Genomic DNA, 22,646 nt, shown 5'->3' with positions numbered 1-22,646 from the left:
GGACCAGCACAAGTCCCTGAACCAAGGGCATTTCAGGGCGTGGCCAGCCTTCTCCAGCCGCTTAGAGGCCCCTTTCCGGCCTCGGCATTGTCCGTTCGCGCTGAAGGCGGCCAAAGCACGGCACTCTGGACGCCCCATTCTTCGGAAATAATGGCCCCGATAAGCTCGGATATGAGCGCGAAGCTGACTGTCTTTCCAGGGATATCATTGCGTTACGCGGGTCCGACCCCACGTGCCCTGGAGAAAGGACAACACCCGAGCGTGACCATTTCTGTCCGCACTTGAATTCATATACATGTAGAGATATAGTCCCGACATGAAGGACATCCAGTTCTGTGGCCGCTCCCTCGAGGCGCTCCGCAGCTTCCCGGCAGTCGCCAGGCGAGAGGCCGGTTATCAGTTGGATCGTGTTCAACACGGATTGGAACCCACCGATTGGAAGCCGATGCCATTGATCGGACCAGGCGTCCGGGAGATCCGCATCATGCATGAGGGTCAGTTTCGGGTGATCTATATCGCGAAGTTTTCAGATTCCGTCTATGTCCTGCATGCCTTCCAGAAGAAAACGCAGAAGACGAGAAACCAGGATATCGATGCAGCAAAGCAGGCCCTGACGCAACTCTGACTGCGAGGCATAAGCGATGAGTGAGCAAGATCAGTTCAACAGCGTCTGGGACGCCCTCGAGGATGACCCGGTACGACAGGAAAACCTGAAGCTACGCTCTGCGCTGATGATGGAGATCGCTGAACAGATAAAAGAACGGGGTCTCACGCAGACTCAGGCTGCCGAGGTGCTGCACATCACGCAGCCCCGAGTCAGCGCCCTGTTGCAAGGGAAGATCAGCGATTTTCGTCTGGACAGTCTGGTCGACATGGTCCATCGACTGGGCATGCACGTTTCGATTAGCGTGGCGGCATAACACTGTCTCTCGCCCGCAAGCAGCCGTTTCGCCAGTGCGAAACCCGCCTAATCGCCTCGTTACGCCTGAACCGACCGAAAGGCCCCGAAATTGCGGGGCCCTGACGCAAAATAACCGGTTTCAGAGAACCGGTTTTATGTAAATGGCGGAGAGGGAGTCCGCCCGCGCAGACTCCAGCAAAGTCCGGGCCAGCCCCATATCGTCCATCTATTTCAGTAGCTTAGTTGACGCCATCGTCCCATACCGTCCCATGAGATGTGGTACAATCCTACCCTCTTTGATGGGATGGATGATGGGATGACAGAGACACGACGCCCCAAGCGGAGTGGGGCCTACTGGCTGAGCGCCGCCAAGGTCAAAACCGCCAAGCGAGGCTATCATGCCGACGGCCGCGGGCTCTATCTGGTGGTCCAGCCCTCCGGCACCAAGAGTTGGACCCTGCGCTACATGTTGAACGGCAGGCGCCGGGACATGGGGCTCGGCCCCTACCCCACCATCGACCTCGCCACGGCCCGCAAGAAGGCCGAAGAGCAGCGGGCCCTCCTGGTGGATCAGGTTGACCCCCTGGAGGCCAGAGGAAAGCACAGGGCACGGAAGCGGGCCACCGTCCTCGCCGCAGCAACCGCGCTCATCGAATCAAAGCAGCACGGCTGGCGCAACGCCAAGCACGCCGCCCAGTGGACCTCGACCCTGGAGCGCTACGCCTTTCCCACCCTCGGTGACCTGGACGTCTCCCAGGTGGACACGGACGCCGTCGTCAATGTCCTGAATCCCATCTGGACAGAGAAGCCGGAGACGGCCTCACGGGTCCGACAGCGCATCGAGGCGGTGCTGGACTATGCCATCGCCCTGGAGCAGCGCACGGGCCCCAATCCGGCCCGCTGGCGGGGCCACCTGGACCATCTGCTCCCCAAGGTAAGCAAGGTGAAACGGGTGAAACACTTCCCCGCCCTGCCCTGGGCCGAGATGGCCGACTTCATGGCCCTGCTCCGCACCCAGGACGGCCTCGGAACCCAGGCCCTGGAGTTCACCATCCTGACCGCTTGCCGCTCAGGCGAGGTACTTGGCGCCCGGTGGGACGAGGTCGACCTCGTCCAGAAAGTCTGGACCATCCCGGCCGAGCGCATGAAGGCCAACCGCCCTCACCGGGTGCCACTGCCCGAGGATGCCGTGACGCTCCTGGAGGGCCTGCCCCGTATTGAAGAGGAGCCCTACGTCTTCCCCGGCCAGAAGCGCGGCAGGCCGCTCAGCAACATGACCCTGACGAGCGTCCTGCGCCGCCTGGGACGCACCGACATCACCGTCCACGGCTTCCGGTCCACCTTCCGCGACTGGGCCGCCGAGCACACCAACTACCCCCGGGAACTCGCCGAGGCGGCGCTGGCCCACGTGCTGGACAGCAAGACCGAGGCGGCCTACCAGCGCGGGGACCTCTTGGAGCGCCGCCGGGAGTTGATGAAGGCGTGGGCGGGATGGTGCACGGCCGCTTGAAAGCGTCCCCGTCCACTGTACTTGGGTAACTCCGTAGCCAGCGCGTTGAGAGAATACTTTCATTCCCAAACGCTTTCGCTTTTGGGAAAAGCGAAACACGGAAACGCTGCCCGCCATCGGTCTTCAGCAGCTACTCCGACGGTGAGCAAATATCGTGTCTGACCCTGTGGGATCCCGCACACGGCTTTCCGATACTTTTCATGCCGAGGCATGCACCGAGCGCCAGCCCCGCTACAGGAGCCTGGTATAACCCTTAGCGCCCATAAAGGTCTGCAGTCCGGAAACGTATGCGTACCCAGCCGCTTCGTCTATCCTTCATCTCGTGGCGCTTCCTTTACAAAAGCAGGCAGCTGTTCACCTTCAATTCCACACTGTTTATCACCGGCAATTATAAGAAGATGATTGTATCGTTGCCGGTAGGCGTTAACCTCCATTTGTTCCGCTTGGCTTAGGTCCATAAAGAAAAGAGGCACGATAAACAAAGCCCCGGTCACGCCCAAAGCGACGTTTTTCCCTGTTTTATCAGTCTGCGGTATTAGCCGTTGCATCTCGCCCTGTATAAAAGCCATTTCCCATTCAAGAGCCTGACAAGACTTTTTGTCATCACCATACTGATGAACCATCACGGGATTCGCTGCTCGTCCAGCGCAGCCAGCCAGGAATGACGCCACGACAACACCTGCCACTATTACTCTAAGATCCAAGCTCTCTCTCCTTGCTAAGTTGTGTCGATAAAGCTCTATTTTAACAGTCCCGTAAATAATGGAGGCTGCGTGAACCGTAAGCCGCGCCGGGAGTCGGATTAGCTTCCTTACCTTTGGCGGCACGTACCCTCCAACTCGTGAGTCCCGACTTCTCGTCAGGACGCGAGTCGGAACATGCTGATTCTTTCAGTGTCCTGCCGTTCGGTGATGAATTTTGCCAGGGAATGGGTTTTGGCGGAACTCAAGAGAAATTCCGGCAGCGTGTTGCGTAGCGCATGAGTGACGACGAGTTCCGACGGGGGAATACCGGGTCGGATCGTCCGCAGCCACGAGCCGAAGGATTTCCAGATGAGCTGCGGGAAAACCACCGACAGATACTGAAGCAAGCCTTGAGCGACGACGCCGGCCTGCATGAAGACGTGGTAGGCGTGGATCTTGCGTTTGACGTTCTCGCGATACCTGCGCGTTTCCCGGTGCAGGTATTGATTGCCCTTGCGGCGTTTGAGCGGCTTCATGTCCTGCATCCAGAAGTGATAGGCGAAGGTGCCGATCTGTCGGACGGCCTGCTTGAAGCTGTGCTCGATCTTGAAGCGCAGGCCGTAGAGGCGAATGATCTCGACGGCGTCCAGGGCGACGTCGGTGCACATCAGCAGGGAAGAGCCTCTGGTCGGGTGGATGACGGCGACGAAGCGCACGAGCTGTCCGGCGGGCCGCCAGAGCAGGTCTCGGACCTGGTACCGAATCGTGACGTTGTCCTCGCCGTAGACGGGGCTTGGCGCGGATTGGAAGTCGTTCGTGTCGTTCAGCAGTGACCTGAGCTTGAGCTTCTTCCCGTAGCGTCTCGGCCGGCCTCTTTTCCTCGGGCCGCGCTGGTGATAGGGGGTGTAAGCGACGGCATTGGATCGGACGCGGGTGACGAGATGGTTGCCCTCGGCGATGAGGCCGCGAACCATCTTGCCGGCGGCGTAGTAGGCATCGGCAACGTAGTAGAAGGGTTCCGTGATCGCCACGGTCTGAATCAGGGCGAGCATCTTGTCGAGCAGGGTGCGCCGGTCGCGATTGGAGAAGACGAGGCCCTCGTGGATGCGCACGGCGAGGGGGACAGCGAAGACGCTTTGGTCGGCCTCAACCAGCAGGCTCACCGCCTGAAGGGAGTGTCCCATGATGTATTCGGGCTTGGTGTTGGCGTCGGACTGCTGATGCAATAGCTTCACGGCGGGCATCTTCTTGCCGCGCTTGGGACTTTGATCCCGTCCCCGACCATGACGCGGCGGCCGTTGACGAGCAGCGGCGCGGGAAAGAGCCGCAGCACGGCCTGGGTCCACAGCGCCGCGAGCCGCTCGAGCTTGATGGCGCGGCTGTGGAACGAATCCAGCAGGTTGTCGTAGAAGCGGGGCTTGAGGGCGAGCGCCCGCACGAGGCTGGTCACGCCTAAAAGATCGCCTCGCACGGTGAGACCGGCCACGGCGGTGGCGAACCACAGGAAGGTGCGCAGGCGCGAGAACGCCGGACGCAGCAGCCAGATTGCTTTCCACCAGGACTCCCATAGCGACATCGTCCACCTCCCATGAAGTGAATGAAACGGTGATTTGGCCCACCGCGCGGGGCCGGTTATGGAGAAGGCGTGCCGGGCTCGGGCTCCTGGACTTCCACGGCCATCACGGCCGAGAGCACCGCCAGGCGCTCGGCGGGCGGCATGGCCTCGTAGCGGCGGGCCCAGCTCACCGCCTTGCGCTTGATGCGTTGGCGGTCCGTGAAGTTCTTGCCCGCATAGCGCGCCCAGTGCAGGCGCTCGACGCTGAAGTTGAACCACAGCTTCTCGGTGACGACGCCCGCCTGGTTCATCACCTGAAGCTCGAGGCTGCGCCACCCGGCCAGCCGCTCGTCGTAGAGCGCCGAGGGGTAGCCGGAGAGGATCACGTGACAGGGCAGGCGCTTGAGCAGCTCGAGCAACGCCACGTGGTCGTGCTCTTCGTAGTCGAAACGGTATCGGCGCTCGCCGCGGCGGGTCGGCTGCAGATAGGGCGGGTCGCAGTAGATGAGCTCTCGCCCCCGATACGCATACTCGGCCAGGAATCGGTGCGCGCAACCATGCACCAGCTCGACCGGATAGGGGCATTCGAACTTCGCGAGTGCTCGCCGATTGCGGTCGATGCCGATGTTGACGAGCGCCGGCGGCTTGCGTTGCATGATCGCCCCGCCGCCGAGGTGGCTCTCGATGTAGGTGTCGTGGGGCGGCATCAGGGCGATGATCGCCTGGCACAAACCCGACGTCGCCTTCGATCCGAAGTAGCTGCCCATCGCTGCCGATCCGTGTCCGTGACGACCAGCAGACTAGCTTCATTCAGCTAGGGTGTCAAACGACATCGATGACTCGGCGGCAGCGCCTTGCGTACCTGATGATCGAACGTCCGCCAGTGTTATGCTATCGACATGAGTGAGAAGCATCCCTTCGCCGGCGGGCTACTCGACTACATGGGCTCGTCCCAGGGCCAACGCTCCATCGAAGTTTCAGACGCTCTCTGGGCGCTCATGGACGACGTGCAGCTCGATCCCGGACGACGCGAGATCATCTGGCCCGAGGCCCAACGCCTCAGCTTCGATCAGTCCATCGAATGCATACAGAAGGCGTATCCGGACTTCCCTCGTGAGCGTATTACGAGCTTCCTGATCTCCTGGCTCGAGCACTACGCCCCGGAAGATTACTCCCGGGAACAACTAGACGAACTCGATGCGCTCACCGAAGACTGGCTCGACGAGCTCGAGGGTCAGTACGGGGAGCAATAACCGCCGAGAACTCGGGACTCTTGAGGATCTAGTCGGCATCGAGTATCAGGATCGATACCTGTTCACTCCAATATCGCTGGCTCTATTGGGGGAAATCATAGTCGCCCTGCGGGATCGCATTGGACTGGGACGGTGGTCCGTAGATGAGTTCAAAATCCTAACTACGCATAAACGGGCTGGGGGAGACAACAGAACGCGGGGGACGTTGTGGTCTGATTGGCCAAACATGGGTACGCGTGACCGTACGGCAGAGGCGATGTTCGACTACGTCGGTATTAGTGCGTCGATTGAGGCCGCAGATACTTCAAAGGTGGGACATAGCCGGTTGCTTAATACACGATGGTCATCGGGAAGGACTCTAGCCATACGACTTGACCAAGGTATTTCATATTGGCGCGTAGCCACCTTAAATGATCGGAGGGCCAGCGCCTTCAACCTGATGGGAGAAGACGTTGATGAGAAAGGTGCTCGTTTAGCGGAGCTGTCGGTGCCGATTGAAGGAGGGCGGTTGCCTACTCAAATATTCCTGAAGGTTCGATGAATTTTCGAATTGCAGACACCTTTACCGACAGCCTTTCCAAGTTGGCTGGGGAGGAACAGAAGGCCGTCAAGACAACGGCTTTCGATCTCCAGCTGAACCCCGCCAACCCGGGGATGAAGTTCCACAAACTGAGCGGGGCCAGGGATCCGAACTTCTGGTCGGTGCGGGTCAGCAGGGATCTCCGCGTTATCGTTCACCGCGCGCCCGATAGCCTGCTGCTGTGCTACGTCGATCACCATGACAAGGCCTACCAGTGGGCAGAGCGCCGTCGTCTGGAGACCCATCCCAAGACGGGGGCGGCGCAGCTCGTGGAGGTACGTGAGACCTTCGAGGAGATCAAGGTACCCAAGTACGTCGCCAGCGAAGAGGTGGTGGCATCCAAGCCGGCGCTGTTCGGCCACGTCTCCGATGAGGATCTCCTCGGTTACGGCGTGCCCGCTGATTGGCTGGAGGACATCCGCCAAGTTGACGAGGACGGCCTCCTTGCGCTCGCCGACCATCTCCCAGCCGAGGCCTCGGAGGCGTTGCTTGAGCTGGCCACCGGGAGTGTGCCGCAAACGATCGGCTTCCCCACTCAATCCATTGATCCTTTCGAGCATCCTGACGCCAGGCGGCGCTTTCGTGTCATGGCCGATGCCGACGAGCTGGCCCGGGCGCTTGATTATCCCTGGGAGAAATGGACCGTCTTTCTGCACCCAGCCCAGCGGGCAATGGTGGAGAAGGACTACAATGGCCCTGCGCGGGTATCGGGAACTGCAGGTACGGGTAAGACCATCGTGGCTCTGCACCGGGCGGTTCATCTCGCTCGGAACTCTCCTGACGCCAGGGTCCTGCTGACCACATTCTCCGGTCCCTTGGCCAACCTGCTCAGGATCAAACTGCGTCGTTTGATAGACCACGAGCCTCGCCTTAGTGAGCGTATCGAGGTCGAAGCCATAGACCGGGTCGGCGAGCGTCTCTACGCGTCACAGGTTGGGGCACTCAGGCTCGCCACCCGGGAGACGATTATTGAGATACTACGCGATGCCGTCGACACAGGGTCGGGTGCCGGGTTCAGCATGCGTTTTCTCCTTGGCGAATGGGAGGACGTTGTGGACGCCTGGCAGCTATCTTCCTGGGAGGCCTACCGCGATGTGCGCCGCCTTGGGCGCAAGACCCGTCTTCCCGAGCAGCAGCGTGCCGAGCTCTGGTCAATGTTCGAGCAGGTCTCCAAAAGGCTGGAATCGGCGGGACTGGTCACGCGAGCCAAGATGTTCAGCAGGCTGGCCGAGCACCTGGCCCGCCGCCGCCACCCCCTGTACGACTTTGCTGTGGTCGACGAGGCACAGGACATTGGCGTTCAACAGCTCCGGTTCCTTGCGGCCTTGGCCGGGGAGCGTGCCAACGGCTTATTCTTCGCGGGTGACCTCGGACAGCGCATCTTCCGTACGCCGTTTTCATGGAAGTCGCTGGGCGTGGAGATCCGTGGCCGCTCCCACGCCCTGCGAGTGAACTACCGCACCTCCCACCAGATTAGGGCCCAGGCCGACCGGCTTCTTGGCCCAGAGGTCGCAGACGTAGATGGCAACACCGACAATCGGCGGGACACCGTGTCGGTCTTCAACGGACCGCAACCCACGGTTCAAGTATTCAACAGCAGCGAGGAGGAGCAGGAGGCCGTCGCCACCTGGCTGAGTCTCCGGGTTGCCGAGGGCGTATTACCCCATGAGATTGGTGTTTTCGTTCGTTCCGGCGCCCAGCTTGGACACGCAAAGGCGGCCGTGGCCCGGGCGGGGATTTCCCACAACGTTCTGGATGAACGCCTGGCGGTCACCAATAGCCGCGCATCCATCGGCACGATGCACTTGGCAAAGGGGCTGGAATTTCGCGCCGTCGCAGTGATGGCCTGCGACGATGAGGTCCTGCCACTGCAGGAGCGCATTGAGTCCGTAGCCGATGATGCGGATCTGGAGGAGGTGTATGACACGGAACGGCATCTGCTCTACGTTGCCTGTACGCGTGCCAGGGATCAGCTCCTGGTAACGGCTGTCGAGCCGGCCTCTGAGTTCCTTGACGATCTCACTTACTGACTGGCCGGTGACGGCCTAAGCCTGTCTTCACTGGTAGCGACGATCAGCGATGGCCACCCTTATACCCACGCTCAACAGTTGCGTCGGCCGCATGCAGGCTGGCGAGAAGCGTTTTGCGTGGCGTCTGGGCAGCCACCTCGAGGATGACTACCTGTGCTGGTACGAGATACCGGTTGGCAAGCGGCAGCGCTACTCGGATTTCATCATCCTGCATCCCGCCCGCGGCCTGCTGTTGCTGGAGGTCAAGGACTGGAAGCTCGACACCATACATCGAATCGACTCCGCGACAGCCACTATCACCACCTCCAGCGGTCTGAAGACCGTCAGTAATCCCCTGCAGCAGGTTCGCCAGTGCGCCTACCTTCTCGTACAGCGGCTGGAGAGAGACCCGCAGCTGGTGGTCCAGGCGGGTCGGTATCAAGGTCGTCTCGCCTTCCCCTACGGCTATGGTGTGGTACTGAGCAACATCACCCGCCGTCAGTTCGAGTCCAGCGATCTTGGGGAGGTGCTGCCCGAGCATCAGACCCTCTGTCGGGATGAGATGACGGAGAGCGTCGATCCCGAGGCGTTCCAGACCCGCTTGTGGAACATGTTCAGCGTGCAGTTCCCGACGCCACTCACGCTGCCTCAGATCGACCGCATTCGTTGGCACCTGTTCCCCGAGGTACGAATCGACGGGGACGCGCAGGGCAACCTCTTTCCCAGCGAGCCCGGCACCGAGAGCGTTGAGGCGCTGGTGCCCGACATCGTCAAGGTGATGGACATGCAGCAGGAGCTGCTTTCCCGCAGTCTGGGGGAGGGGCACCGGGTGATACACGGGGTCTCGGGTTCGGGCAAGACACTGATCCTGGCCTACCGCTGCCTCTACCTCGCCAAGCTGATGCACAAGCCCATCCTGGTGCTCTGCTTCAACATCACCCTGGCGGCGCGCCTCCGGGACCTGATGGACGAGCGTGGGGTGGCCAACCGGGTCAACGTGTATCACTTTCATGACTGGTGCGGCGCGCAGCTACGGACCTATCACGTGGCCCGGCCAGCCCCCCGAGGGGACTACGTGGAAGAGCTGGTCCAGCGTGTTATCGCGGCGGTGGAGCGCGGCGCCATTCCGAGCGGGCAGTACGGCGCGGTTCTCATCGACGAAGGCCATGACTTCGAGCCCGACTGGCTGAAGCTCGCCACCGGGATGGTGGACCCTGAGACCAACTCGTTGCTGCTCCTGTACGACGACGCCCAGTCCATCTACTCGAAACGGTCACGCCTGGACTTCAGCCTGTCCAGCGTAGGCATCCACGCCCGTGGCCGCACCACGGTGCTCAAGCTCAACTACCGGAACACCGAGGAGATACTGCGTTTCGCCTACCACTTCGCCTGTCGCTACCTCAACCCTGGGGATGCCGACGACGACCATGTTCCGCTGGTCACCCCGGAGTCCGCGGGTCGCCACGGCCCCGCGCCTGTGGTCAGGGTATTCGAGAGCTTCGAGGCCGAGGCCCGCTATATCGCCAGTCTGTTCCGCCGTATTCGTGACGAGCAGGACTTACCCTGGTCGTCCATGTGCATCACCTACCGCAAGACCTGGATGGGCAAGGTACTGTCAGAGGCCCTGGCCAAGGCCGGGGTGCCCGTCCAGTGGCTGGGCTCCTCACAGGACAGGAAGCGCTTTCGTCCGCGGCAGGAGGACGTGAAGCTGATGACCATGCACAGCAGCAAGGGCCTGGAGTTCCCGCTCGTGGCCGTGGCGGGTGTCGGCTACATGTCGGATGAGGGAGAGGACGCGGCGGTAGAGGCCAAGCTCCTCTACGTGGCGATGACCCGCGCCATGGACAAGCTGCTGGTTACCAGCCACAGGGAAACGGAGTTTCTGCGGCAGCTGGTGAACGCCGAGGAGCCCGGGGCGGCACCGAAGGCGGAGGTTACGAATCCCACTTGAGGCATTGCTCAGGGATACAGCCATCTGGTGCACCAACCCGCTCAAACGGCCTAAACGAACACAAATGCCAGGTGGCCAACAGCCCAATAAAGTACTGTTTGTAGGGAGCTTCGTATTCCTGCGTTTGTGCCTGCTTCAGCCCAAGGGAGACTTCAAAGCCGGAGATTGACATCACCTTGAGCGTATAGCTCTCGCGCGAGCAATGGCGTGAAGCCCGAACAGTTCTTGAAGAGCTTCCAGCGTGAACCAGATTGTGAACGCCGTCTCTTGTTTCCCTGACCCCACCTTGCTAACATTCCTATCAGCGCCGATTTGAGCCGACAGCTTGCGGGCGCTTTATAAATGCAGCTAAAGCGGAAGACACCCGTTCTGGCTGCGCCGAACGGGTTTTTTTGTGCCGCCGATTTGAAGCGACAGCTTGCAGGGGCGGGATAACAAGTACTTGCTAAAGCGTCAGCGGTCCGACTTCTCCCCCGGGCCCGCTTGCGCGGGTATCTGACCGGGGAGTCCAAGGAGTCGAACCATGCCTGAGTTTGCCGTCGGTGACCTCGTCATCCTCCAATACCCCGACCATTACTTCCGTTACGACGGCGTCCACGCCCACGTTATAGCGCTCCTTGACCACGGCGCGGAGTACTGGGTCCATGTGTTGGGCGGGCCGATGTTCCGCTGTGAGCCCCACCAGTTGCGCCGGCCGGACTTCGATGAGGAGGAGACCTCATGCGACGTGGCGATGGTGAGCGCGTGAGAGAGAAAGCCATGTCCAGTCAATTCGATGTCATCGACCACGCCATCATCAGCGATTACCTGGAGGTGGCGCGCCCGCCGGGGGCCGCGGACATCGACCTCGGGTTGCACCTTTTCTCTCGGACCGAGCGTCGGAGCGACCTGCTGGGTGGCGAGGAGAATCCGCTGGAGTGGAGGTTCGATGACTTGAGCATCAGCAACGCCGTCGCCCGCCTCGTTCTCGCGCCGGTGGTGGACCAGGTGCAGGCGGTGGTGCCATACGAGAGACGTGTGGAACGGATGCGCCCGTCGCCAGTGGTCTCGCAGTTCCTGTTGGCGGTGCGTTGGCATGACAGCGGTCCCAATCCCTCGCTGGAGGGCTACACCCTGGGCTACCTGCCGGAGTACGAACAGTACGTCCTGGTGGCCTCCCACGAGGGGGGCTTCTGGTACGGGTACAGTGACCGAGCGGTGGCCGCCATGCCGGCGGACCGGCCGGCCCCCGAGGCGGCCGAGGCCCTACTGGTCGAGTGGTGGACGGTCCGGGTGAAGGATCAGCCATGGGAGGCGTTCTGGGCAGCCGGCACCGTCGATGAGGTCCAGGCGCTGGCTTGGGCATCCCGGGTGTGGGGACCCGAGCTGGTTGAGGCTGTCACCCGGGACCCGCGCCAACCCGGGCCCCGGCCGGACCGGGAGCGCAGCGTGGCGGACAACGTCACGCCCCTCCCGGGCGCCGGAAGATACCGAGTCTTCAAGGGCACCGCCGCGTTTGCCAGTACCTGCTTCATGGAACTTCGCCCCGGGCGCGGAGACGGGACCTACTGGCACGAGAGCGCCCTTTACGTCGCCGAGGAGGACTTTCACATTGCCGACTTCGCCGTGAGGCGGCACCTGCGGAGCTACGACGAGTACAACACGGACAACAACCTGCCCAAGGTCCTGGGCCTGCGCGTGGCGGCCGACTGGGAGGCCGCGGCAGGGGCGCTGGAGGAGGGCTCGGCCGTGGCCCGGATGTACCGCGACCTGGCCGCCGGGCTACGGGAGATGTACGAAGACGAAGAGTGGATCTGCATCATCGGGATTTGACTTTCTACAAGGAGGAACGCAATGGAAATCATGTTTCCAGAATCGGATATCCATGGGCTCGGGACGTCGCTTGGAGATTGGCGGTTCGCCATACCACCTTCCGATGTCCCCGTGGACACTGAACTTGATTACTGGCTGGGGCAGTCCCAGGACGGCCGCGTCTGGGGCTTGGCCGCCACACCAAGCGGTGTAGAGGAGGGCGATTATCCACAGCCGGAGGTGCTGCTCCTGCTGCTTGACCCACCGAAGCACCAGCCGGGGGCCATCTCCAGCATTCTGTTCAGGGTGTGCTTCGCGGGGAAGGAGGAGTCCGTGGAGGACATCCTCTGCAGCGCGCCGTTCAAGTCGTACCGTTCGGTCCGGGATTTTCTCCCGGGCCTGCCGGCGTCCTGGCTGGATTTGCCCGCGACCTTGTCCATCCGGTTCGAGGTGTCGGAAAACGGTGGGGTCGGCCCCGATACCTTCGAGGAGTACTACCGCAATTCATTGGCGGGGGCCATGCGTGTGCTGACCGAGGAGCGGTTATGGGGCGTCCTGGTCGGCTACTCCCTGTCGGTGCAGGAGGTGGTGCCGTTTATGGGCTGGAACGTGGACTGGCCCCTCTCCCGGAGGGGCAGGGACAGGCCGACTCGCCGGGAGAAGGAACAGGGAGTGGCACCCTGGGAGCGCGAGGACAACAGCACGCTGTTCACCGTCTACCAGGTTACGCGCCGCGTCGGTTATGGGCTTCAACCGCACTGCTGCGCCGACACCTCGCTGCGTCTTGAGGTGGGCGGGCGCACGCCTGAGGAGGCCATCGAGAACTGGCACCAGTGCGCACGGCTGCTGAGGCGAGTGAAGAGGGGGCTCGGGTAAAAGAATTGGTTGCAATTCTCTATTAGATCTTAATAGGGAATTGATCCCTATTCGGGCTGCCCCAGCGAGGCGATCTGACATGCATGACCCACGGATAACATGAGTTAAGCGCCGCCGTTCAAGCTACGCTCGAGCGGGCCGATATGTCGGGATACATCAAGGAGGGCGCTTGGCGCCCAGGGAGATAACAGTGATTCGTTATGGCGCAGTCGCGCTTGTCATGCTTGCCACGCCGGTTAGCGGAGCGGTCTTCAAGTGTCAGGGCCCTGATGGCGCCCTGACCTTCTCAGACAGACCCTGCCCGACAGCGGCAGCCTCCGAGTCCGTCGATGTGCGCCCCAACGTGATTGATAACTCCGGGCTACGCCGGGAGTCCGCGGCCATTGAGCGACGGGAAGCTGTGGAACGCTACAAGGTCGGCACGAGAGCAAAGTCCACCTCGCCCACCTCACCACCTGCGAAGTCCCTGGCCTGCGAGCAGGCGGTGAGGAGCTATGATCTCCAGCAGCGCTCACTCAAGCGCGATCCAGGACGTATCAGGGCGAAGCGGGAGGCGATGCACGCGCTGTGCGGCACCCCTCTCGTGGTTGGCCCAACGAAGAGCGCCAAGCCATCCATGAGCCAGCCGGCAGCACCACAGAATCTGCACGACCCTCATACTGGTAAGATCATGCCCCGTACCGGTTCCGGTTACACCGACCCGGCGACCGGCACCTTCTATCAGGGGGTGGCTGGTGGTGTCGTCAACACCCGGACCGGGCGGTTCATTCCGACGAACTGAATCTTACCCATGAACTCCAATAGCATCTACGTGGTCTCCCCGACCGGCCTGCAGCGCCTGACCCAGGCCCCGTTCGCTTCTGAGGATGACTTCCAGGCCCTCCTCGAGCGGTACCCCGACCTCCTCCCCGGCGACCAGATCTCGCCGGACAAGCCCTGCAAGTGGCTGCTCGTCGCCCGTGAGGCGGGTATCGCCGACAGCGGAGAGGGCGGCGACCGGTGGTCCGTCGACCATCTCTTCGTGGACCAGGAAGGGATACCCACCTTCGTCGAGGTCAAGCGCGGCACGGACACCCGCGTACGACGCGAGGTCGTAGGCCAGATCCTCGAGTATGCCGCCAACGCCACTGCCTACTGGCCGGAAGCTACGCTCTCCGATGCGTTCGCAGAGACGGCAAGTGCTGGAGGGGACGACCCGGACAGGGTCCTTGCTGAGTTCCTCGGCGAGAAAGAGTCGGCTGAGGCCTTCTGGGACCGTGTCTGGACCAATCTCCGTGCGGGCAAGGTTCGCCTGCTCATCGTTGCTGACCGGGTGCCGGACAACCTCCAGGTCATCGTGGAGTTTCTGAACAACCAGATGTCACCCGCGGAGGTGCTCGCGGTGGAGCTGCAGCACTTCTCCGGAAATGAGATCCGCACGCTGGTGCCGCGAGTGGTGGGCAGGACGGCCCAGGCGGAGGCCAAGAAGAAGCCGCGGCCGCGGGGGAGGGCATGGGACCGGGAGAGCCTGCTGGAGGTTCTGACCAAGCGCCGCCCCGACCAGGTGAGTATCGCCACCGAGGTGCTGGACTGGGCCGAGGTGCATCCACGTATCACCCTCCGCTTTGGTCGGGGTGCTACCACGCCGACCATCAGCTTCGACGTCCACGCCGGGGAGGCGCGCTGCGCCGCGCTCTATGTTGCGGTCGCCGATGACGGCTTGGCTGGGAATATCCAGTTTGGATTACTCAAGACGTTTCCACCCTTCCAGTCAGTGGAGGAAAGGCGGGCAGTGGCCGAGCGGTTTCTCGAAATTTATCCCGGGCTGGATACCAGCAACCTCGACCGCTACCCCATTCTGAGACTCGAGGGGCTCGCGGAGCCTGGTGTAATGGCTATCCTTAAGGAGACGATGGAGTGGATTGCGGAGAAGTTGAACGACCCAGTCGACCCGACGGAACCCGATTCTCGGGAACAAACACGACCATGAGGAGGTTTGAGGAAATGGCAAAGTCACTAACACCGCGGGCGGCAAACGGTCCGCAGGATTGGAAGAGAATGCCGGGATACCTTTTTGACTCCCCAGGCGCAACCGGGAACAGACCACGGTTTTTGTACGATTAATGCATAACCGGACCGGTGCCCGGGTGCGGCGAAGGCCCAGACGCGGGCGTTCAGGTGCGCACGGCTGAAAGCATCCGGCTGGGAGTCAGGACCAAAAGGGGAAGTACCTTCGAGCAACGGTGGACAGCCGAGACAGGAGAAACCGTGGTCTGTCCTCTATTTACCCACTTGCGGGGTGTGCCGGCTGGGATTGGGGCAACTCCCTGTCGAAATAGTACCCGAGCCGGATCTTCGCGCTGACGTGGCGGGCCAGTTGGCCCCGGCGCGACTTCCTGGAGAGGAAGAGTTCGCCTACCGTTGGTGGCCGAGATTCGTCCAGGAGGCTCTTCGCGGAATCCTGTGGGTGAAAAACCGTGGTCTTGCGGCATTTCACCCCTATAATTCCAGTGTTTCCCCACTTTATGGCGGGTTCGGAAACCTGCTCCGTTTTGATTGGTCGAGTCTCCAAGACCGCGGCGGCGGGTTCGACGCCGTCGGAGAGCCGGGCCCAACCCAACGGAAGGGCCCGGCGTCGGCGTTACAGCAGGTCGTCGCGGATCGCCTCGATGCCGGCTGCGGCGCACTCGTCGTCGATCGTGCCGCTGGGGGCGCCGGAGATCCCGATGCCGCCCACGATGCGGCCTGCGGCCATGATCTTCTTGCCACCGCCGAGGATGCTGACTCCGGGCAGGTGCTGGATACCGTAGCCAGGTTCGCCGGGTTGCGTCATATCGCGCAACTCCAAGGTATCGGTGCGGAAACTGACGGCAGTCCACGCCTTGCTGGTGGCGGTATCGATCGAGTGCGGCCCGGCAAAGCGATCGCGCTTCAGCGCCTGAGTGGTGCCGTTGCGATCGACGACGACTGCCGTGACCTGCGCCTCGCGATCGCGACAGGCATCCACGGCTGCCTGCACGGCCTTGACAGCGACCTCGGGGAGGAGCGTCGGGGTGTTGAAGGTGCCATCGGTAGCCTGTACGGGATTCACGGTCAGCGCCAACGCTGAACCGACGAAAAGGGCCTTGAAAGTGGTTTTCATCGTAATCTCCAGATGGTCGAGGACTGTACGGTTCCTGATATGGAGCGCATCGCAACGATCTGTGCCAAACGGTTTTCTTTTTGGCGCAGATATTGGCCGAAGACGAAGATCCCATGGACCGCGTCGCGATCCATGGGATCTATAGACCACGGCCTTTCCGTAAGCAAGTCAAACAGGCGATGGGACGCCTGGCGGTCGCGGGCGCTATCACCGGAAGCCCCATGGCCGGTCGGAAGGTCTCGTCGGCTGCCGACGGGTGGGCGCTCTTGCGATGGGCGCGGCAGAAGGCCGGCCGCACCGGCGCATTGAGGTGGGCACGGGCGCTCGATGAATGGACTTCCTGCTGCCGGCAAGATTGGGCCAGGCCGTACCCGAGATCATCGCGCGACAGGCCGCGTCGCGTTCGGGACAGGGACCCTGTCAGGCCCTGCACTGGTGGCTGCGTACGTTGACGCGGTTATTGGCGAGTATGACGCCGAATCCCAACTGCGCGGCCAGCAGCTCCGTGATGGGGTGTAGATGGCTAACGAATAAGGATAGATCGCGCGTAGCCGCGATCTTATCCTGGTGTTGGACGAGCCCGCGGTTTGAGCGCTGCAGCACTTTATACAAACCAAATTTCTAGATTTTGCGGCAGGTAAGGGCTTCGACGATGAGCGTGCGAATGCCTCATGTCCGATGGTAGTCTGACTCCATGTGCACCCGCTACATCACGCCGAACCAAAGAGCGATTGAGAGCTACCTCTCGCACGTGCTGCCGTGGTGGCGACAGAGCTTCGATATCCGGATCACCAACTTGGTTCCAGTGGTGCGGGCCGCTGCGGACGGTGAGCGGGCCCTTGAGCAGATGTACTGGACGCTCCTGCCGCCGAAGTCTGACAAGAAGACGTGGCGCATGCCGACGTGGAATCTGAGGGGCGAACGGCTCGAGGAGAGCCGGATGTACGCTGCGCCCTTTAAGTCGAGGCGCTGCGTGTTGCCGGCAGCCGGATTCTACGAGTGGCCCGAGGTCAACGGCGAGAAGCAGCGGCACTGCATTCGCGCGGCGGACGGCGGCATGTTCCTCTTCGCAGGTCTGTGGAACCCATGGGCATCGAAGGACGGGACCGACGAAGGCGCCACCGTGGGCATCATCACGACCGACGCCAACGAGTTCATGAGGCCGCTCCACAACACAGGTAAGAACCCGTATCGCATGCCGGTTATCCTCGACCCGCAGTTGGGGGACACTTGGATGTTCGGCGAGGTTGAGGATGCCAGAGAACTCGTTGGGCCGTGTCCGAACGAGTGGCTGCAGGCCTACCCCGTACCGCGCAATCTGGGGAACGAGCCTGCGCAGATGAAGCGAGTCGGAGATGTGCTTCGTCCCGGAAGGAGTGCGTAGAAACTACGTTGAACTAAACCGCTCTGCGGTAGCTCCCCTTCGATAGACGCCGGCGGTTCTTCCGTCGTCAACACTCTCAGTTGACCCGATGTGGGTCTGACGGAGAGGAGAGACGACGATGACACGCTTGCGGCAGCAGATGATTGATGCCATGCGTCAACGTGGCTTTTCAGTGCGTACCCATCAGAGTTACCTGGCAGCGGTTACCGCCCTGGCGCGGTACTACGGGCGTTCGCCGAGTCAGTTGAGCGCCGAAGAGCTGGAGGCCTGGTTCAGGTATCTGGCCGTCGTTCGATGTGTCCTTCGTGGTGCCGAAGCGGGCCCAACGGATCCCCGAGTTGCTGAACCGCGATGAGGTAGGGCGGATCCTGAACGCCTGTACCAACCCCAAGCACCGGATGCTGCTTCAGACCTGCTACGGCTGCGGCCTGCGGGTGAGCGAGGTGGTGCGAGTGCGGGTGCGTGATATCGATGGCGAACGCGGGCTGCTGCGCATCGAGCAGGGCAAGGGGGCGAAGGACCGGCTGGTCACCCTTTCGCCCGGCCTGCTTCACGCGCTGCGCCGTTACTGGGCGGTTTACCGCCCCCCCACGTGGCTCTTTCCCAGCGGAAGCGATACGACGACCCCTCTCAGTATCGCCAGCGCCCAGCGGGTGTTCCGTCGCGCCAAGAACCGGGCCAGAGTGGAGAAGATCGGCGGCATCCACAGCCTGCGTCACGCCTATGCGACCCATCAACTGGAGAGCGGCCTGCCGGTGCATCGGCTGCAACGCCTGCTCGGCCACGGCAACCTGCAATCGACGATGCGCTACGTGCATTGGGTACCCGAGCAGCGCGGCGCTGCGCAGGGGGTGTCCGATCTGATCGCGGGACTGGGGGTGGGTCATGACTGAGGCGGCCACTGTGCAAGGGATTCTGAACCGCTTCCTGCGCGCTGACACGCTGGATTACCAGCGGCGCAAGGTCTGTGGCCATCTGCAGGCCTGCCGAACCGAGGCGATGGGCGGGGTGCGGCTGCGCTGCGGCGCGTGCGGTGACGAAGAGGTTTGGTATCACGGTTGCCGCGACCGGCACTGCCCGCAGTGCCAGGGACGGGCGACCCGCCAATGGGCCGCGCGTCAGCAGGGGCACATCCTGCCGGTGACCTATTACCATCTGGTCTTCACCCTGCCACATACCCTCAACGGCTGGGTGGCACTGCACCCGGAGGTGATCTACCGCCTGCTCTTTCAGGCGGCCTGGTCCACCCTCAAGGCGTTCGGCCAGGATCCCAAGCGTCTGGGCGGTGAGATGGGCATGAGCGCAGTACTGCACACCTGGGGCCAGAACCTGAGCCGCCATGTGCACCTGCATTGCCTGGTGCCCGGCGGAGCCCTGGGTAGCGACGGCCAGTGGCGGGCGGCGAAGAGCACCTACCTGTTTCCCGTCAAGGCGCTCTCGCGGCACTTCCGAGGGCGGATGGTGACACAGTTGCGCCAGGCCGCGACCCAGGGCGAACTGCACCGTGTCACGCGCGACGGCGAGGTCGATGCCGTACTCGACGCCTTGATGGCCGTTGACTGGGTGGTCTACACCAAGCACTGTCTCGACCATACCGCCACCGTCGTCGACTACTTGGCCCGTTACACCCACCGCATCGCGATCACCCCAGCGCGGATCCTCGCGGTCGACGACGAACGGGTGACCATCCCCTACAAGGATTACCGCGACCGTGACCGGCATAAGACATTGTCTCTGGAGGGCGAAGAGTTCGTGCGCCGCTTCCTGATGCATGTCCTGCCGAAAGGGCTGATGCGCATTCGCCACTTCGGTTTTCTGGCCAACCGCGGCCGCAGGGAGAAGCTCGCCCGGATCCGTGAGGCCCTGGCCGCCCCCGTCCCACCGGAGAAGGACGATGGCACCGCACACCACGACGGTGTCGACTATGCCTGCCCGCAGTGCCGGACCGGGCGACTGCACGTGATCGCGCAGATTGCGCCCGGTCGGTCCCTCTGGAGACCGCCCGACACGCAACACTGAGGCCGTAGAACAGGATAAAGGCCTGCGGTCTTAACCGAGGTGGGACGGCCCCGCAGCGGGGCCGCGGTTGCGCTCGTCCGGACATTGGATTTTGCCGAGAAATGGCGAGAGAATGACCACCAATCGCACGTCGCAGGGACCGAAGACATGGATGGATGAAGACACCTCACCGGGCACGACCACCGCTCCCATCCGCGCCACCCCCGCGCAATACATTTCCCAATAGATCATTCCGTGCCGGTCTGGTGGGCGGCTTGTCCCAGCAGACATCTCTCCGCCATGCCAAAGATGGCGGAGAAACGCCCGTAAGTTACGGGACTGAATGTGGAAGCCTTGGAGGGTACGTGCCGCCAACTCAAGAGTCCCGAGTTCTCGGCGGTTATTGCTCCCCGTGCTGACCCTCGAGCTCGTCGAGCCAGTCTTCGGTGAGCGCATCGAGCTCGTCTAGTTGTTCCTGGGAGTAATCTTCCGGGGCGTAGTGCTCGAGCCAGGAGATCAGGAAGCTCGTAATACGCTCACGAGGGAAGTCCGGATACGCCTTCTGTATGCATTCGATGGACTGATCGAAGCTGAGGCGTTGGGCCTCGGGCCAGATGATCTCGCGTCGTCCGGGATCGAGCTGCACGCCGTCCATGAGCGCCCAGAGAGCGTCTGAGACTTCGATGGAGCGCTGGCCCTGGGGCGAGCCCATGTAGTCGAGTAGCCCGCCGACGAAGGGATGCTTCTCACTCATGTCGATAGCATAACACTGGCGGACGTTCGATCATCAGGTACGCAAGGCGCTGCCCCGAGTCATCGACGTCGTTTGACACCCTAGCTGAATGAGGCTAGTCTGCTGGTCGTCACGGACACGGATCGGCAGCGATGGGTAGCTACTTCGGATCGAAGGCGACGTCGGGCTTGTGCCAGGCGATCATCGCCCTGATGCCGCCCCACGACACCTACATCGAGAGCCACCTCGGCGGCGGGGCGATCATGCAGCGCAAGCTGCCGGCGCTCGTCAACATCGGCATCGACCGCAATCGGCGAGCGCTCGCGAAGTTCGAGTGCCCCTATCCGGTCGAGCTGGTGCATGGCTGCGCGCACCGATTCCTGGCCGAGTATGCGTATCGGGGGCGAGAGCTCATCTACAGCGACCCGCCCTATCTGCAGCCGACCCGCCGCGGCGAGCGCCGATACCGTTTCGACTACGAAGAGCACGACCACGTGGCGTTGCTCGAGCTGCTCAAGCGCCTGCCCTGTCACGTGATCCTCTCCGGCTACCCCTCGGCGCTCTACGACGAGCGGCTGGCCGGGTGGCGCAGCCTCGAGCTTCAGGTGATGAACCAGGCGGGCGTCGTCACCGAGAAGCTGTGGTTCAACTTCAGCGTCGATCGCCTGCACTGGGCGCGCTATGCGGGCAAGAACTTCACGGACCGCCAACGCATCAAGCGTAAGGCGGTGAGCTGGGCCCGCCGCTACGAGGCCATGCCGCCCGCCGAGCGCCTGGCGGTGCTCGCGGCCGTGATGGCCGTGGAAGTCCAGGAGCCCGAGCCCGGCATGCCTTCTCCATAACCGGCCCCGCGCGGCGGGCCAAATCACCGTTTCATTCTCTTCATGGGAGGTGGACGATGTCGCTATGGGAGTCCTGGTGGAAAGCAATCTGGCTGCTGCGTCCGGCGTTCTCGCGCCTGCGCACCTTCCTGTGGTTCGCCACCGCCGTGGCCGGTCTCACCGTGCGAGGCGATCTTTTAGGCGTGACCAGCCTCGTGCGGGCGCTCGCCCTCAAGCCCCGCTTCTACGACAACCTGCTGGATTCGTTCCACAGCCGCGCCATCAAGCTCGAGCGGCTCGCGGCGCTGTGGACCCAAGCCGTGCTGCGGCTCTTTCCCGCGCCGCTGCTCGTCAACGGCCGCCGCGTCATGGTCGGGGACGGAATCAAAGTCCCCAAGCGCGGCAAGAAGATGCCCGCCGTGAAGCTATTGCATCAGCAGTCCGACGCCAACACCAAGCCCGAATACATCATGGGACACTCCCTTCAGGCGGTGAGCCTGCTGGTTGAGGCCGACCAAAGCGTCTTCGCTGTCCCCCTCGCCGTGCGCATCCACGAGGGCCTCGTCTTCTCCAATCGCGACCGGCGCACCCTGCTCGACAAGATGCTCGCCCTGATTCAGACCGTGGCGATCACGGAACCCTTCTACTACGTTGCCGATGCCTACTACGCCGCCGGCAAGATGGTTCGCGGCCTCATCGCCGAGGGCAACCATCTCGTCACCCGCGTCCGATCCAATGCCGTCGCTTACACCCCCTATCGCCAGCGCGGCCCGAGGAAAAGAGGCCGGCCGAGACGCTACGGGAAGAAGCTCAAGCTCAGGTCACTGCTGAACGACACGAACGACTTCCAATCCGGGCCAAGCCCCGTCTACGGCGAGGACAACGTCACGATTCGGTACCAGGTCCGAGACCTGCTCTGGCGGCCCGCCGGACAGCTCGTGCGCTTCGTCGCCGTCATCCACCCGACCAGAGGCTCTTGCCTGCTGATGTGCACCGACGTCGCCCTGGACGCCGTCGAGATCATTCGCCTCTACGGCCTGCGCTTCAAGATCGAGCACAGCTTCAAGCAGGCCGTCCGACAGATCGGCACCTTCGCCTATCACTTCTGGATGCAGGACATGAAGCCGCTCAAACGCCGCAACGGCAATCAATACCTGCACCGGGAAACGCTCAGGTATCGCGAGAACGTCAAACGCAAGATCCACGCCTACCACGTCTTCATGCAGGCCGGCGTCGTCGCTCAAGGCTTGCTTCAGTATCTGTCGGTGGTTTTCCCGCAGCTCATCTGGCAATCCTTCGGCTCGTGGCTGCGGACGATCCGACCCGGTATTCCCCCGTCGGAGCTCGTCGTCACTCATGCGCTACGCAACACGCTGCCGGAATTTCTCTTGAGTTCCGCCAAAACCCATTCCCTGGCAAAATTCATCACCGAACGGCAGGACACTGAAAGAATCAGCATGTTCCGCCTCGCGTCCTGACG

General features: G+C 62.4%; 19 protein-coding genes, 2 pseudogenes and 1 riboswitch. Of the genes and pseudogenes, 16 read left to right on the top strand and 5 right to left on the bottom strand.

What is annotated here, in order from left to right; all coding sequences use genetic code 11:
* Positions 1–316 precede the first annotated feature (316 nt).
* The 3 genes from U5S82_13735 (at position 317) to U5S82_13725 (ending at position 2,411) form a co-directional block, all read left to right on the top strand.
* On the top strand, positions 317–625 hold the full coding sequence (locus U5S82_13735; protein ID MDZ7752690.1) for a type II toxin-antitoxin system RelE/ParE family toxin: 309 nt from the start codon (positions 317–319) through the stop codon (positions 623–625).
* A 16-nt stretch (positions 626–641) separates the two neighbouring features.
* Entirely contained in the window at positions 642–920 is a 279-nt protein-coding gene (locus tag U5S82_13730; protein ID MDZ7752689.1) for an XRE family transcriptional regulator, read from the top strand.
* A 297-nt stretch (positions 921–1,217) separates the two neighbouring features.
* Positions 1,218–2,411: an integrase arm-type DNA-binding domain-containing protein gene (locus tag U5S82_13725; protein MDZ7752688.1), complete on the top strand. Its 1,194-nt coding sequence runs from the start codon at positions 1,218–1,220 to the stop codon at positions 2,409–2,411.
* Between the two features lie 308 nt (positions 2,412–2,719).
* Here the strand turns inward: U5S82_13725 and U5S82_13720 are convergent, their stop codons facing one another.
* The 3 genes and pseudogenes from U5S82_13720 to U5S82_13710 form a co-directional block, all read right to left on the bottom strand.
* Entirely contained in the window at positions 2,720–3,115 is a 396-nt protein-coding gene (locus tag U5S82_13720; GenBank protein MDZ7752687.1) for a hypothetical protein, read from the bottom strand.
* A gap of 155 nt (positions 3,116–3,270) precedes the next feature.
* A pseudogene (locus U5S82_13715) lies at positions 3,271–4,670 on the bottom strand (transposase).
* A gap of 56 nt (positions 4,671–4,726) precedes the next feature.
* On the bottom strand, positions 4,727–5,416 hold the full coding sequence (locus U5S82_13710; protein MDZ7752686.1) for a DNA methylase: 690 nt from the start codon (positions 5,414–5,416) through the stop codon (positions 4,727–4,729).
* A 132-nt stretch (positions 5,417–5,548) separates the two neighbouring features.
* On the opposite strand from U5S82_13710, the gene U5S82_13705 reads away from it, so the two are divergent.
* From U5S82_13705 to U5S82_13670, 8 genes are all read left to right on the top strand, one after another.
* Entirely contained in the window at positions 5,549–5,902 is a 354-nt protein-coding gene (locus tag U5S82_13705; GenBank protein ID MDZ7752685.1) for a hypothetical protein, read from the top strand.
* Between the two features lie 537 nt (positions 5,903–6,439).
* Positions 6,440–8,512 (top strand): 3'-5' exonuclease, encoded by a 2,073-nt coding sequence (locus tag U5S82_13700; GenBank protein MDZ7752684.1) that lies wholly within the window; start codon positions 6,440–6,442, stop codon positions 8,510–8,512.
* Between the two features lie 49 nt (positions 8,513–8,561).
* Positions 8,562–10,442, top strand: coding sequence for a 3'-5' exonuclease (locus U5S82_13695; GenBank protein MDZ7752683.1), 1,881 nt, complete (start codon positions 8,562–8,564; stop codon positions 10,440–10,442).
* Between the two features lie 294 nt (positions 10,443–10,736).
* A riboswitch (SAM riboswitch) is annotated at positions 10,737–10,815 on the top strand.
* Between the two features lie 150 nt (positions 10,816–10,965).
* Complete coding sequence (locus U5S82_13690) at positions 10,966–11,190, top strand: hypothetical protein (protein MDZ7752682.1); 225 nt, start codon at positions 10,966–10,968, stop codon at positions 11,188–11,190.
* Positions 11,191–11,201: 11 nt separating this feature from the next.
* Positions 11,202–12,254, top strand: a complete 1,053-nt coding sequence (locus U5S82_13685) for a hypothetical protein (GenBank protein MDZ7752681.1) — start codon at positions 11,202–11,204, stop codon at positions 12,252–12,254.
* Between the two features lie 111 nt (positions 12,255–12,365).
* A complete protein-coding gene (locus tag U5S82_13680) occupies positions 12,366–13,109 on the top strand; it encodes a hypothetical protein (GenBank protein MDZ7752680.1) in 744 nt (247 codons plus the stop codon).
* A gap of 343 nt (positions 13,110–13,452) precedes the next feature.
* A complete protein-coding gene (locus tag U5S82_13675) occupies positions 13,453–13,890 on the top strand; it encodes a hypothetical protein (protein MDZ7752679.1) in 438 nt (145 codons plus the stop codon).
* A gap of 9 nt (positions 13,891–13,899) precedes the next feature.
* Positions 13,900–15,078 carry a hypothetical protein gene (locus U5S82_13670; GenBank protein ID MDZ7752678.1) on the top strand — a complete coding sequence of 393 codons (1,179 nt, stop codon included), beginning with the start codon at positions 13,900–13,902 and terminating at the stop codon, positions 15,076–15,078.
* Between the two features lie 651 nt (positions 15,079–15,729).
* Here U5S82_13670 and U5S82_13665 read toward each other — a convergent pair.
* Positions 15,730–16,230 (bottom strand): heme-binding protein, encoded by a 501-nt coding sequence (locus tag U5S82_13665; GenBank protein MDZ7752677.1) that lies wholly within the window; start codon positions 16,228–16,230, stop codon positions 15,730–15,732.
* Between the two features lie 694 nt (positions 16,231–16,924).
* Between U5S82_13665 and U5S82_13660 the strand changes: the two genes are divergently transcribed.
* The 3 genes and pseudogenes from U5S82_13660 to U5S82_13650 all read left to right on the top strand — a co-directional run bounded on the left by U5S82_13660 (position 16,925) and on the right by U5S82_13650 (position 19,633).
* Positions 16,925–17,614, top strand: coding sequence for an SOS response-associated peptidase (locus U5S82_13660; protein MDZ7752676.1), 690 nt, complete (start codon positions 16,925–16,927; stop codon positions 17,612–17,614).
* A 118-nt stretch (positions 17,615–17,732) separates the two neighbouring features.
* Positions 17,733–18,507, top strand: a pseudogene (locus tag U5S82_13655) (tyrosine-type recombinase/integrase).
* Positions 18,500–19,633, top strand: a complete 1,134-nt coding sequence (locus tag U5S82_13650) for an IS91 family transposase (GenBank protein ID MDZ7752675.1) — start codon at positions 18,500–18,502, stop codon at positions 19,631–19,633. The pseudogene U5S82_13655 and the gene U5S82_13650 overlap by 8 nt, the downstream one beginning before the upstream one ends.
* 379 nt (positions 19,634–20,012) lie before the next feature.
* Here U5S82_13650 and U5S82_13645 read toward each other — a convergent pair whose 3' ends face one another.
* Entirely contained in the window at positions 20,013–20,366 is a 354-nt protein-coding gene (locus tag U5S82_13645) for a hypothetical protein (protein ID MDZ7752674.1), read from the bottom strand.
* A 131-nt stretch (positions 20,367–20,497) separates the two neighbouring features.
* Here U5S82_13645 and U5S82_13640 point away from each other — a divergent pair, with 131 nt between their 5' ends.
* Together U5S82_13640 and U5S82_13635 are read left to right on the top strand one after the other, a co-directional pair.
* Positions 20,498–21,187, top strand: coding sequence for a DNA methylase (locus tag U5S82_13640; protein MDZ7752673.1), 690 nt, complete (start codon positions 20,498–20,500; stop codon positions 21,185–21,187).
* Between the two features lie 56 nt (positions 21,188–21,243).
* Positions 21,244–22,644: a transposase gene (locus tag U5S82_13635; GenBank protein MDZ7752672.1), complete on the top strand. Its 1,401-nt coding sequence runs from the start codon at positions 21,244–21,246 to the stop codon at positions 22,642–22,644.
* The last annotated feature ends 2 nt before the right edge of the window (positions 22,645–22,646 follow it).

The sequence above is a fragment of the Gammaproteobacteria bacterium genome (assembly GCA_034522055.1).
Lineage (GTDB): Bacteria > Pseudomonadota > Gammaproteobacteria > JAABTG01 > JAABTG01 > JAABTG01.
Note: the sequence above shows the minus strand (reverse complement) of the source record. Positions and strands in the feature narration are given on the sequence as shown.

Coding starts and splice junctions, on each gene's coding strand:
- U5S82_13735 (MDZ7752690.1), top strand. CDS start 317: ATGAAGGACATCCAGTTCTGTGGCCGCTCCCTCGAGGCGCTCCGCAGC.
- U5S82_13730 (MDZ7752689.1), top strand. CDS start 642: ATGAGTGAGCAAGATCAGTTCAACAGCGTCTGGGACGCCCTCGAGGAT.
- U5S82_13725 (MDZ7752688.1), top strand. CDS start 1,218: ATGACAGAGACACGACGCCCCAAGCGGAGTGGGGCCTACTGGCTGAGC.
- U5S82_13710 (MDZ7752686.1), bottom strand. CDS start 5,416: ATGGGCAGCTACTTCGGATCGAAGGCGACGTCGGGTTTGTGCCAGGCG.
- U5S82_13705 (MDZ7752685.1), top strand. CDS start 5,549: ATGAGTGAGAAGCATCCCTTCGCCGGCGGGCTACTCGACTACATGGGC.
- U5S82_13700 (MDZ7752684.1), top strand. CDS start 6,440: ATGAATTTTCGAATTGCAGACACCTTTACCGACAGCCTTTCCAAGTTG.
- U5S82_13695 (MDZ7752683.1), top strand. CDS start 8,562: ATGGCCACCCTTATACCCACGCTCAACAGTTGCGTCGGCCGCATGCAG.
- U5S82_13690 (MDZ7752682.1), top strand. CDS start 10,966: ATGCCTGAGTTTGCCGTCGGTGACCTCGTCATCCTCCAATACCCCGAC.
- U5S82_13685 (MDZ7752681.1), top strand. CDS start 11,202: ATGTCCAGTCAATTCGATGTCATCGACCACGCCATCATCAGCGATTAC.
- U5S82_13670 (MDZ7752678.1), top strand. CDS start 13,900: ATGAACTCCAATAGCATCTACGTGGTCTCCCCGACCGGCCTGCAGCGC.
- U5S82_13665 (MDZ7752677.1), bottom strand. CDS start 16,230: ATGAAAACCACTTTCAAGGCCCTTTTCGTCGGTTCAGCGTTGGCGCTG.
- U5S82_13660 (MDZ7752676.1), top strand. CDS start 16,925: ATGTGCACCCGCTACATCACGCCGAACCAAAGAGCGATTGAGAGCTAC.
- U5S82_13650 (MDZ7752675.1), top strand. CDS start 18,500: ATGACTGAGGCGGCCACTGTGCAAGGGATTCTGAACCGCTTCCTGCGC.
- U5S82_13645 (MDZ7752674.1), bottom strand. CDS start 20,366: ATGAGTGAGAAGCATCCCTTCGTCGGCGGGCTACTCGACTACATGGGC.
- U5S82_13640 (MDZ7752673.1), top strand. CDS start 20,498: ATGGGTAGCTACTTCGGATCGAAGGCGACGTCGGGCTTGTGCCAGGCG.
- U5S82_13635 (MDZ7752672.1), top strand. CDS start 21,244: ATGTCGCTATGGGAGTCCTGGTGGAAAGCAATCTGGCTGCTGCGTCCG.